8 protein-coding genes and 3 pseudogenes are annotated in these 11,560 nt (G+C 70.7%); 5 read left to right on the top strand and 6 right to left on the bottom strand.

Going from position 1 to position 11,560, the window contains the following annotated elements; genetic code table 11:
• Positions 1–76: 76 nt before the first annotated feature.
• From ACFV6E_RS20445 to ACFV6E_RS20430, 4 genes are read right to left on the bottom strand one after another with little or no spacing between them, the layout of a single operon-like run.
• The gene (locus ACFV6E_RS20445) at positions 77–1,237 is read right to left on the bottom strand and encodes an XdhC family protein (RefSeq protein ID WP_385463317.1); all 1,161 of its coding nucleotides are present in this window, start codon (positions 1,235–1,237) and stop codon (positions 77–79) included.
• Complete coding sequence (locus ACFV6E_RS20440) at positions 1,230–3,368, bottom strand: xanthine dehydrogenase family protein molybdopterin-binding subunit (RefSeq protein WP_385463314.1); 2,139 nt, start codon at positions 3,366–3,368, stop codon at positions 1,230–1,232. Before ACFV6E_RS20440 ends, ACFV6E_RS20445 begins: the two co-directional genes overlap by 8 nt.
• Positions 3,365–4,357 carry an FAD binding domain-containing protein gene (locus ACFV6E_RS20435; RefSeq protein ID WP_385463311.1) on the bottom strand — a complete coding sequence of 331 codons (993 nt, stop codon included), beginning with the start codon at positions 4,355–4,357 and terminating at the stop codon, positions 3,365–3,367. Before ACFV6E_RS20435 ends, ACFV6E_RS20440 begins: the two co-directional genes overlap by 4 nt.
• Positions 4,354–4,932, bottom strand: coding sequence for a (2Fe-2S)-binding protein (locus ACFV6E_RS20430; protein ID WP_385176332.1), 579 nt, complete (start codon positions 4,930–4,932; stop codon positions 4,354–4,356). The genes ACFV6E_RS20435 and ACFV6E_RS20430 overlap by 4 nt, the downstream gene beginning before the upstream one ends.
• Positions 4,933–5,130: 198 nt before the next feature.
• On the opposite strand from ACFV6E_RS20430, the gene ACFV6E_RS20425 reads away from it, so the two are divergent.
• The 5 genes and pseudogenes from ACFV6E_RS20425 (at position 5,131) to ACFV6E_RS20405 (ending at position 10,943) form a co-directional block, all read left to right on the top strand.
• Positions 5,131–5,712: a TetR/AcrR family transcriptional regulator gene (locus tag ACFV6E_RS20425; protein ID WP_385176329.1), complete on the top strand. Its 582-nt coding sequence runs from the start codon at positions 5,131–5,133 to the stop codon at positions 5,710–5,712.
• Between the two features lie 150 nt (positions 5,713–5,862).
• Positions 5,863–6,402, top strand: a pseudogene (locus ACFV6E_RS20420) (biotin/lipoate A/B protein ligase family protein); the annotation flags it as partial.
• A gap of 113 nt (positions 6,403–6,515) precedes the next feature.
• On the top strand, positions 6,516–8,267 hold the full coding sequence (locus ACFV6E_RS20415) for a recombinase family protein (protein WP_385463309.1): 1,752 nt from the start codon (positions 6,516–6,518) through the stop codon (positions 8,265–8,267).
• 493 nt (positions 8,268–8,760) lie between these two features.
• Positions 8,761–9,223 (top strand): annotated as a pseudogene (locus ACFV6E_RS20410) (transposase); the annotation flags it as partial.
• A 25-nt stretch (positions 9,224–9,248) separates the two neighbouring features.
• Positions 9,249–10,943, top strand: a complete 1,695-nt coding sequence (locus tag ACFV6E_RS20405; protein ID WP_385463306.1) for an ISL3 family transposase — start codon at positions 9,249–9,251, stop codon at positions 10,941–10,943.
• Between the two features lie 7 nt (positions 10,944–10,950).
• On the opposite strand, the gene ACFV6E_RS20400 is transcribed toward ACFV6E_RS20405, so the two are convergent.
• Positions 10,951–11,235: a hypothetical protein gene (locus ACFV6E_RS20400; RefSeq protein WP_385463343.1), complete on the bottom strand. Its 285-nt coding sequence runs from the start codon at positions 11,233–11,235 to the stop codon at positions 10,951–10,953.
• A 40-nt stretch (positions 11,236–11,275) separates the two neighbouring features.
• Positions 11,276–11,479 (bottom strand): annotated as a pseudogene (locus ACFV6E_RS20395) (transposase family protein); the annotation flags it as partial.
• Positions 11,480–11,560 lie beyond the last annotated feature (81 nt).

Genomic DNA, 11,560 nt, shown 5'->3' with positions numbered 1-11,560 from the left:
TGCTCGGCCGCGGCGTCACCCCCGGCCCCCCCCCCCCCCGGGGGGCGCCCCCGGGCCGGGGTCCGCCCACAGCGTCTCAGGCCGCCATCGCGTCCCGTTCGCCCCCTCCTTCTCCCCGTTTCCCGCCGTCGCGGTGGATCGGCGTCCCCGAGCCGGTCAGCGGGGCGCCGGAGCCGCCGTGCCGGGCCGCGACGATCTCCGCCGCGATGGACAGCGCGGTCTCCTCGGGCGTACGGGCGCCGAGGTCGAGGCCGATCGGCGAGCGCAGCCGGGACAACTCGAGTTCGGTGAGTCCCACTTCGCGCAGTCTGCGGTCGCGGTCGGCGTGCGTGCGCCGTGAGCCCATGGCGCCGACGAAGGCGACCGGCAGCCGCAGGGCCGTCTCCAGGAGCGGTACGTCGAACTTGGCGTCGTGGGTGAGCACGCACAGCACCGTGCGCGCGTCGGTGGCCGTGGAGCGCAGGTAGCGGTGCGGCCAGTCGACCACGATGTCGTCCGCCTCGGGGAAGCGGGCCCGGGTGGCGAAGACGGGGCGGGCGTCGCACACGGTCACGTGGTAGCCGAGGAACTTGCCCGCGCGCACCAGGGCCGCCGCGAAGTCGATCGCCCCGAAGACGATCATGCGGGGCGCCGGCACGCTGGACTCGACGAACAGGGTGACGCCGCCGGGGCAGTGCGAGCCGTCCTCGGAGAGTGCGACGGTGCCGGTGCGTCCGGCGGCGAGCAGCGCCCCGGCCTCGGCCGCCGCGGTGGCGTCGAGCGCCGGGTGGCCGCCGAGCCCGCCCTCGCGGGAGCCGTCCGGGCGGACCAGCAGGGCGCGCCCGAGCAGTTCGGCCGGGCCGTCCACGACCCGGGCGACGGCCGCGGGCTCGCCCCGGGCGGCGGCCGAGAGGGCCTGCCGCGCCACTTCTGCCCCCGGGGCGTCGGCGCGCACCGCCGTGACCAGGACCTCGATGACGCCGCCGCAGGTCAGGCCGACCGCGAAGGCGTCCTCGTCGCTGTAGCCGAACCGTTCGCGCACCGGGCGGCCGTCTCCGAGGACCTGTGCGCACAGCTCGTAGACGGCGCCCTCCACGCAGCCGCCGGAGACGGAGCCGATCGCCTCGCCCGCGCTGTCGACGGCGAGGGCGGCGCCGGGGTCGCGCGGTGCGCTGCCGCCGACGGCCACCACGGTGGCGACGGCGAAGTCCCGGCCCTCCTCGGCCCATCGGTGCAGGTCGGCGGCGATGTCAAGCATTCCCGGCACCTCGTGTTCCCGCGGCGAGCACCCGGTCGGGCCGGATCGGCAGCGCGCGGTGGCGTACGCCGGTGGCGTGCCAGACGGCGTTGGCGATCGCCGCGGCGGCGCCCACGATGCCTATCTCGCCGACACCCTTGATGCCCACCGGGTCGTCGGGGTCGGTGTCCTCGACCCAGTCCGCCTCGACGCGGGGCACGTCGGCGTGCGCGGCGACGTGGTAGTTGGCCAGGTCGGGGCCGACGTGGCCGCCGGTCGCCGGGTCCCGTACGGCCTCTTCGTGCAGGGCCATGGAGATGCCCCAGATCATGCCGCCGGTGAGCTGGTTGCGGGCGGTCAGCGGGTTGACGATCCGGCCCGCCGCGAAGATGCCGAGCATCCGGCGCACCCGGACCTCGCCGGTGGCGGTATCGACCGCGACCTCGGCGAACTGGGCCCCAAAGGAGTGCCGTTCGCGCTGGGCGAGGGCGGCGAGGGCGTCGGTGGTGTCGGAGCGCGCGGTGACGCCCTCCGGCGGGATCCCGGCGGTCAGGGCGAGCCGCTCGCGCAGGTCGCGGGCGGCCGCCATGACCGCCCAGGACCAGGAGCGGGTGCCCATCGAACCGCCCGCGATCCCCGCGGGGCCGAAGTCGCTGTCGCCGATCCGCACCCGGACCCGCTCCGGTTCGGTCTCCAGGGCGTCGGCGGCCACCAGGGTGAGCGCGGTCCGCGCGCCGGTGCCGATGTCGGCGGCGCCGATCCGCACGGTGAAGGTGCCGTCCGGGTGCGCGGTCACGGTGGCGGTGGAGGGCAGGGCGCCCGCGTGGAAGGAGGCCGCCGCGGTGCCGGTGCCGAGCAGCCAGCGGCCCTCGCGGCGGACGCCGGGGCGCGGGTCGCGCTCCGCCCAGCCGAACCGGCGGGCGCCCTCGCGGAAGCAGGCGAGCAGGTTGCGCCCGGCGAACGGCAGCCCGGAGACGGGGCCCGCCTCGGGCTCGTTGCGCTCGCGCAGCACGATCGGGTCGATGCCGCACTTCTCGGCGAGTTCGTCGAACGCCGACTCCAGCGCGAAGGAGCCCGGTGCCTCGCCCGGGGCGCGCATCCAGGTCGGCGTCGGCACGTCCAGCTCGACGACCCGGTTGACGGTGCGGTGCGCGTCGGCGTCGTACATCACCCGGGCGGGACCGGCGCCGGGTTCGACGAACCGGTACACCGTGGAGGTCTGGCTGAGGCTGTCGTGCTCCAGCAGGCGCAGCCGTCCGTCGGGGTCGGCGCCGAGCCGGACGCGCTGGGTGGTGGGGCTGCGGTACCCGGCGAGCGAAAACATCTGACGCCGGGTCATGACCACGCGCACGGGCCGCTGGAGGACCGTGGCGGCCAGCACCGCGGCCACCTGGTGGGCGCGTACGCCCTTGGAGCCGAAGCCGCCGCCGATGTGCTCGGAGACCACGCGCACCGCGCCCGGGTCGAGCGAGAACATCATCGCGAGTTCGCCCGCGACCCAGGCGGTGCCCTGGTTGGAGTCGACGATCTCGAGCCGGCCCTCGTCCCAGCGGGCCGTCGCGGCGTGCGGCTCCATGGGGTTGTGGTGCTCTTCGGGGGTGGTGTACTCGGCGTCCAGGACGACGGCGGAGGAGGCGAGCGCAGCCGCCGCGTCGCCCTTCTGCGCCACCGCGGGCATCGTGCCGTCCGCCTCGACGGCGTCGGGCCGCCCGGCGTGGAAGTCGATGTCGTGCGGCTCCTGTTCGTAGTGCACGACCAGCGCCTCGGCGGCCTCCCTGGCCTGCTCGGAGGTCTCGGCGACGACCAGCGCCACCGGCCAGCCCAGGCACGGCACCCGGTCGTGCTGGAAGACGGCCGCGGTCGGGTCCGGCGGGACGCCGAGCATGCCGATGAAGTCGGACTCGACGCGCGGCGCGTTGCCGTGGTGCAGCACGGCCAGCACGCCGGGCATCGCGAGGACGGGCCCGTCCTCGACCGAGCGGATCCGGCCGCGCGCGACGGTGGAGAGCACCAGCCAGCCGTGGGCGAGTTCGGTGAACGGGATCTCACCGGCGTACCGGGCGGCGCCGGTGACCTTGTCGCGGCCCTCGACGCGGGTGTGCGCTACACCGACGGAACCGACGGAGGTCTTCGGGCGGGTCGCGGTGGTCATCGGGCGGCCTCCTCGGTGAGTCGGGTCAGCTCGGCCACCACCAGGTTGCGCATCAGGGTCACCTTGTATCCGTTGTGGGGCAGCGGCGCGGCGGCGGCCAGTTCGGCGTCCGCTGCCGCCTCGAAGCTGCCCGCGTCGGCGGGCGCGCCGGTCAGCAGGCGCTCGGCGGTACGGGCCCGCCAGGGCCGGGAGGCGACCGCGCCGAAGGCGAGCCGCACATCCCGTACGACGCCGCCCTGGACGTCGAGCGCGGCGGCGACCGAGCCGATCGCGAAGGCGTACGAGGCGCGTTCGCGGACCTTGCGGTAGCGCGAGCGGGCGGCGACCGGGACGGGCGGCAGGGTCACACCGGTGATGAGCGCCCCGGCCGGCAACCCGGTCTCCAGGTGCGGGGTGTCGCCGACCGGCAGATAGAACTCCGCGAGCGGCAACTCCCCCGGCCCGTCGGCGGTTTCGTACGTCACCACCGCGTCGAAGGCGGTCAGGGCCACGCCCATGTCGGAGGGGTGCACGGCGACGCAGTGCTCGGTGGCGCCGAGGATGGCGTGGTTGTGGTGCTCGCCCGTCACGGCCGGGCAACCGCTGCCGGGCTCGCGCTTGTTGCACGGCTGGGAGACGTCGGCGAAGTAGCCGCAGCGGGTGCGCTGGAGCAGGTTGCCGCCGACGGTGGCCATGTTGCGCAGCTGCCCGGAGGCGCCGGCCAGGACCGCCTGGCTCAGCGCCGGGTAGCGGCGGCGGACCTCGGGGTGAGCGGCGAGGTCGCCGTTGGTGACGGTGGCGCCGATGCGCAGTCCGCCGCCGGGCGCCGACTCGATGCCGTCCAGCGGGAGTTCGCGGACGTCGACGAGGCGGGCGGGCCGCTCGACGCCGGTCTTCATCAGGTCGACGAGGTTGGTGCCGCCGCCGAGATAGCGCGCCTCGGGGTCGGCGCCGAGCAGCGCGAGGGCGCCGGAGACGTCGTGCACCCGCTGGTAGCCGAACTCCCTCATGCCGCCCTGCTCTCTTCCGTGCGGCCCGCCTGTTCACGGCCGCGGGTCCGGTCGTCGGCCGCCCGTGCCACGGCCTCCACGATCGACACGTACGCGCCGCAGCGGCACAGGTTGCCGCTCATCCGCTCGCGGATCTCCTCAGGACTCAGCGGCGGCGGGCCCGCCTCGGGCCTGACGTCCTCGGTGACGGCGCTCGGCCAGCCGGCGGCGTGCTCCTCGATGACGGCGACGGCGGAACAGATCTGGCCCGGCGTGCAGTAGCCGCACTGGTAGCCGTCGAGGTCGAGGAACGCCTGCTGGACGGGGTGCAGCCGGTCGCCGTCGGCCATCCCCTCGATGGTGGTGATCTCGCGCCCTTCGGCGGCGACGGCGAACTGGAGGCAGGAGACGGTCCTGCGGCCGTCGACCAGCACCGTGCAGGCGCCGCACTGCCCCTGGTCACAGCCCTTCTTGGTGCCGGTCAGATCGAGCCGCTCGCGCAGCGCGTCGAGCAGGGTGGTGCGGTGATCGACGGTCAGCGGGTACTTCTCGCCGTTGATGTGCAGGGTGACGGCGCTGGACGTCGATGGAGCCATGAGCAGCCTTCTCTCGTACGTCTTCGTAGACAAGGGCGGAGGCGGAGTAGTGGCCTGAGCAGGGCAGGGCAGGCTAAAAAGAGCGCCGGCGGGGTAGAGTGGACGCTAACCGGACAGCTGTCCGTTACCCGGAAACTTAACGGACAGCTGTCCGGTTAGCAAGGGCGGGGTTCCGGCCACGACCCTGGAGGAGGACCAGTGGGGCCCAAGAGAGACGCTCCCGTGCGCTCGGACGCACAGCGCAACCGCGAACGCATCCTGGACGTGGCCCTGACGGAGCTGACCTGCTGCGCCGACACCCCCCTCAGCACGATCGCGAAGAAGGCGGGCGTCGGGCAGGGCACCTTCTACCGCAACTTCCCCAACCGCGAGGCACTCGTCCTGGAGATCTACCGGCACGAGATGCAGCAGGTTGCGGACGCCGCCCGCGAGTTGCTCGCGACCCGGGAACCGGAGCGGGCGCTGCGCGAGTGGCTGGACCGGCTCGCCGAGTTCGCGATGGCCAAGGCCGGGCTCTCGGAGGCCATCCGCCAGGTCACCGCCGGGCCCGACGGACCGGAGAAGCCGAAGTACACCTCCGTCACCACGGCGACCGAGCTGCTGCTGCGGGCGAACGAGGAGGCCGGCACCATCCGGCCCGGCGTGAGCGCGGACGACTTCTTCCTGATCATCGGCGGCCTCTGGCAGATCGACCCCGCCGCCGGGGACTGCCGCGAGCGCATCGCCCGCCTCCTGGACTTCATCATGGACGGCCTGCGCGCGGGCGCCCCGCCGGCCTGACGACACGACACGACACAGCACGACACGGCACGACACGGCACGACACGGCACGACACGGCACAGCACGGCGCCGTCCGGAATGACCGGGCCTGATCGGAATCATTCGCCCCGCTCCGTCGTTTCCCCATCGGAACGAACGGAGGCGGACCGGTGCACGGTGAATACAAGATCCCCGGCGGCAAGCTCGTCGTGGTGGATCTGGAGGTCGAGGGCGGAAGTCTGCGCCACGCGCGCGTGGCGGGCGACTTCTTCCTCGAACCGGACGAGGCGCTGGACGCCGTCAACCACGCGCTGGACGGCGCCCCGGCCGACACCGACGCCACCGGGCTCGCCGCCCGGATCGACGCCGCCCTCCCCGAGGGCACCGTGATGTACGGACTGACCTCCGAGGGCATCGGGATCGCGGTGCGCCGGGCGCTCGCGCACGCCACCGACTGGACCGACTACGACTGGCAGCTCATCCACGAGAGCCCGCAGGCACCGGCGCTGCACATGGCCCTGGACGAGGTGCTGACCGCCGAGGTCGCGGCGGGCCGCAGACCGCCGACGCTGCGCGTGTGGGAGTGGGCCGCCCCCTCGGTGATCATCGGCAGCTTCCAGTCGCTGCGCAACGAGGTCGACCCGCGGGGCGCCGAGCGGCACGGCATCGAGGTGGTCCGCCGCATCTCCGGCGGCGGCGCGATGTTCGTCGCAACGCGAAGGCACTACTGCCTCGCTGCCTAGCCTTCGGGCGACGCCAAAGCACTACAAGTGCGGCAATCGCGACAAAGGTCGGCCGGAAAAACGACTTACTCTGCGCGATTGTGAGCATCACTGTGACAACCGCACCACTTCGGCTGCGCCCCTTGGAGGAGCAGCCCGCCTCCGCCGGCCGCCGTAAGCGCGGCCTGATCTACGTCCGGGTCTCGAAGGCCCGCGACGACATGATCAGTCCCGAACTCCAGGTCGGCCACGCCCAGGCCCTCGCCAGGTCGGAGAACATCGACGTCATCGCCGACCCCATCATGGACCTCGGCGAGTCGGGCCGCCAGTTCGAAGAGCGCCGGATCGAAGAGATCAAACAGATGGCGCGCGACGGGCAGTTCGACGTGCTCATCCTGTGGATCTGGTCCCGCTTCGGACGCAACCTCCGCGAGTCCCTCCAACACCTTGACGCGCTCATGGACTACGGCGTCGAAGTACGGGCCGCCAAGGAGGACTTCGACGGCAAGACCACCATCGGCCGCTTCGCCATCGCCCAGATGCTGAACATCGCCGAGCTGGAGTCGAACCAGAAGGCCGACTCCTGGCGCGACACCTTCGAGCGCCGGCGGAACAAGGGACTCCCCCACTCCAACCGCGGCCGGTTTGGGTACTACCGCTGCGAGACCTGCCCCAAGTGGGAGTTCGGCAAGAAGCTGGAGACGTGCCCGAAGTGCCGCAACGGGATCCTGAAGGTCGACCCGGTGACCGGCCCCGTATTGGCCCAGCTCTACCGCGACTATGCCGCCGGCATCTCGGTCCGCAAATTGGTGACTGACCTCAATCGACGGGGCATCAGGACCTTCACCGGCGCGCCCTTCACCTCCGGCGACCTCCATGCCGTCCTCGACAGCGGCTTCGGCCTCGGCTACGTCCGCTACCTCATACCCGAGCTGTCCCACCAGGTCGTCACGAACGACGACGGCAGTACGAAGAGGAAGAGGGTGAACCGGCAGCGCGACGTCACGGCGTTCCTGTACTACGGCGGCGCCCACGACGCGGTCATCGACGACCCGTCCGAGTGTGAGCGCATCTGGGACGCCTACGCCAAGCGCCGCATGGCCCAGAGCGGCCAAAGTTTCTTCTCGAACCGACCGCGCTACTCGCTCTCCCGACACCTCCGCTGCTCAGGCTGCGGCGGCCGGATGCAGACCGCCCTGCGCAACAAGAAGTACCGACGCCCACTCGTCGACGGTCTCCCCAACCCTCTCGACGTGACATTTCGGTGCGCCAACCACATCGACTCGAAGTCCTGCCCCGTCAAGGGCACCTACGTATCCCTGGCCGTCGCGGAGAAGTGGTTCCTCGAGTGGCTCGACCGCGAAGCACAGATGAGCGAGCGGGAGGCTGAGGCGCTCGCGGCAAGGACGGCCGCGCTCAGGACGCAGAACGACGGCGACCAGGCCCTCTTGCGCCGCCTTGAGGACGTCCAGAGCCAGTTGCAAGGTCTCCGGACCAAGGACGACAAGCTGACCGACGCCGTCCTCGCGGAGCTGGTGTCCGAGGACTCGGCACGCCGCAAGCGGACCGAGCTGGATGCCCAGCGGCATGCCCTGATCCGGGAACAGACCGAACTGCGCACCAAGTTGAAGGAAGTTCCGGTGCAGCAGCCCCGTCCGCCCCAGGGGGACCTCCTCACGGCCCGCAAGATCTACCTGGCCGCAGGCCAGGCAGACCGGCGCGAGCTCGTGTCGAAACTCGTCCGCGAGATCCGCGTGAACAAGGGCAGGAGCGGCCCAGAAAAGCTTCACGTCTATCCACTCTGGGAAGCACCGCCGCCATGGGTCCTTCGGGAGCCATCATCCGACTCGTGACCATCAGTAGCAACTTCGTACCGAACGGCTAGGACGACCGCCAAATCCCAGAAGTCCTTGAGGCACTCTTCCTTGCTCAGGATGTCTGCCCTCATCACGATCTCGCTCTCTGTGGTAGTTGCTGACCCTCCTGCTTGGAGGGGCGGCAGACCAGCCGCCCCTCCAGGGTTGGGAATTCTCCCGATTTGCACCGACCGAATTCTGGTGCTAGCGCAAGAGGCCTCGGCGACAGCACTCTATGTACGTGAAGTACGGCCGCCCTCACCCGTACCGCGTCTGCGCCTCAGTCGCCCTGCTCGTCGGTGGGCAGGGTGGAGGGCAGTCGGTCCGGTGCCGGCCGGATCTTCAGGGCGAGGGAAGCAAGGTATTAACCTCGCGCTTTCATGAGGAGGACTGTCCAGAGGTTGATCACAAACACAGAAAGTGCCCTTGACCTGCAACGATAGGACTTGCTGTGGGTCCTGTTGGCTGCAAGGAAAAGAGCACTTTCCAGGTGAAGCACTCTATCGGGTCCTATCCCCGTGTCCGCGTCCAGGACGACGGCCGCCAGGTCGTCTCCCAGGCCGGGTCGGTCCTGCTCGTCGAAACGGTCCGCAAGACCGGTCTTGACCAGGCCATATCCCAGGCTCTGGCTCCGTGGCGGGAAACCGCGGGCCGTCCACGATCCCGGCAAGGCACTCCTGGAGGTCGCACTGGGCGGGGACTGCCTCGCGGACGTTGCGATGCTGCGGTGTGAGCCGGCCGTCTTCGGCCCGGTCGCCTCCGACCCGACCATCTCCCGCCTGATCGACACCCTCGCCGCCTCCGGCGAGAAAGCTCTGCGGGCCGTCCGGTCCGCACGCTCCGAAGTCCGTCGGCATGTCTGGTCGTTGGCTGGCGAGAACGCCCCGGACGCGGACGGTCAGGTCGTAGTCGATCTCGACGGTGTCCTCGTGGTCTGTCGGCGTACACGTGAACGTGGCCCTGGCAAGATTTCCGTAGGTGGAGATCACGGCGGGGCTCGGGCTATCGGCATGCAGATCAGCGGGCATCCTCTGCTCGTGTGACAACGAACTCTTTAAGCTGCTACCGCACTTGACGTCGGTGGTCATCGTCTCGGTCGAGGCCACGGGCCCCATCGTGGCCATCCAGGGCCGCACCTTCGACGCTGTGTCCGCATGCTGTACGGGCTGCGGTGTCATGAGCGACTGGGTCCACAGCCGCTATGTGCGCCACCTCGCCGATACCGCTCTCGGCGGTCGGCCTGTCCGCATCGACTTGAGCGTACGGCGCTTGTACTGCGAGAACCCGGCCTGCACGAAGGTCACCTTCGCCGAGCAGGTCGACGGACTGACGGTGCGCTACCAGCGCCGCACTCCGCTGCTGCAGAACCTGGTGGAGACTCTCGGCATTCTCCTGGCTGGTCGTGGTGGTGCGCGGCTGCTGTGCATCCTGAACACGGTGCTGTCGCGCACGAGTGTGCTGTTTCATCTGATGAGAGTGCCGCTGCCGCCCACGGTCACACCGCGGGTGCTGGGCGTGGACGACTTCGCCTTGTACACGGGCACCTATGGGACCCTTTTGGTTGACGTCGGCACCCGGCTTCCGCTCACTCTGTGGCAGGGCCGTGACGCCGAGACGCTCGGCCGCTGGCTCGGCGAGCATCCTGGAGTGGAGGTCGTGTGCCGGGACGGCTCGCCTTCCTACCGGCAGGGCATCACCGCCGGCGCACCGAACGCGCTGCAGGTCAGCGATCGCTTTCATTTGTGGCAGGGGCTGTCCAGGCGGGTGCAGGAGATCGCTGCCACACACCGGGGCTGCCTGCCCGCCGCGACACCCGAACCCGAGCCCGTCATCCCTGAGCCTGCGGCGATCAGGAATCCGGAGGCGGCCGATACGCCCGCGCGACGGCACGCGAAGCGGCTGTTCGAAGCGGTGCACGCAGTGACCGACACCGCCCACGGCCGCAGCTACCACTCCATCGCCCGCGAGCTTGGATTGAACCGGCGCACCGTGCGCAAGTACGCCCGCGCCGCCACCTGGCAAGAGTGCATCCGTCGCCGCTACCCGCGCAGGCCCTCACCGCTCGACCCGTATCTCGGCTACCTGCGCCAACGCTGGGACGAGGGCGAGCACAATGCCTTCGCCCTCCACCAGGAGATCGCCGCCAAGGGCTACCGAGGCCACTACCAGCAGGTGAAACTCGCCGTTCAGCCCCTTCGTCGTGGACTCCCCTTGGAAGAAGTGCACGAACGGGCACCCACACCGCGGGAAGTCGCCCGGTGGATCGCCACCGGTCCTGACCAGCGCGTCCTTCACGTCCGCGAGCGGCTTTCCCGCCTCTTGGAGCACTGCCCGGAACTACAGCGCACCCACGAACTGGTCCGCGAGTTCGACACCATGCTCGACACCCAGGACGCAGTCCTGCTGCCCGTCTGGCTCGACCGGCTCACCTCCTCGCACCTCCCTGCCCTGGCCAGCCTGGCCAAAACCATCCATGAGGACGAGGCAGCAGTCGTCCAGGGGATCACCACGTCCTTCAGCTCGGGAGTCAACGAAGGGCGCATCACCGACGTGAAGCTGCAGAAGAGAATCATGGGAGGACGGGCCGGTATCCCCCTGCTCCGGCAACGAGTCGTCCTGACCGCACACCTCCGCCGCCGCTATCCAGGCTCCGATCCACAGGCCCCGCCGTGATCTCCACCTACGGAAATCTTGCCAGGGCCACACCGGGAGAGTACGCGGACAGGTGGTTCTTCTTCACGACGGCGATGTAGTGGGCTCCTCGTGAGCGCAGGTAGGTGCCGTGGCCGTGCTGAGTGTGCAGGGCGTCCGCCGTGATCACGGCATGGGTGAGGTCGACGCTGTTCAACAGCGGAGCGAAGAAGGAGATTTTGTTGCTGCTGTCGGCGACCTGGCCCTGGGCAAGGACCTCTCCGCTGTGCGCCATCGCCGACAGCAGCGAGCAGGAAGGCGCCGATCGCGGCATCCAGTGCGTCGCCGTCCAGACGGGCGAGGAGACGGCGCACCGTCGCCGGGTGCGGGATCACCACCTGCCCGGTCAGGAGATCCGGAGCGAAGCCGAGGGCGCCCACGGCCCAGCGCGGTGCGTCCGTGATCCACTCACCGATCGCAGCCAGGGAGCGGGCGTCGGCCAGCACAGCAGCCGCTGCCGCCGCCAGCAGTGCGGAAAGCGGATACAAGCGGCCCCTGCGGTCCCGCGGGTCGGGCACCGCGTCCAGGAAAGGACGCAGACCGGCTGCGTCGATGAGGGGTGCGGAAGAAGGAGCGTGGGCCAGGTGCTTCAGCACGAC

Source organism: Streptomyces sp. NPDC059785 (genome assembly GCF_042732375.1).
Lineage (GTDB): Bacteria > Actinomycetota > Actinomycetes > Streptomycetales > Streptomycetaceae > Streptomyces.
Note: the sequence above shows the minus strand (reverse complement) of the source record. Positions and strands in the feature narration are given on the sequence as shown.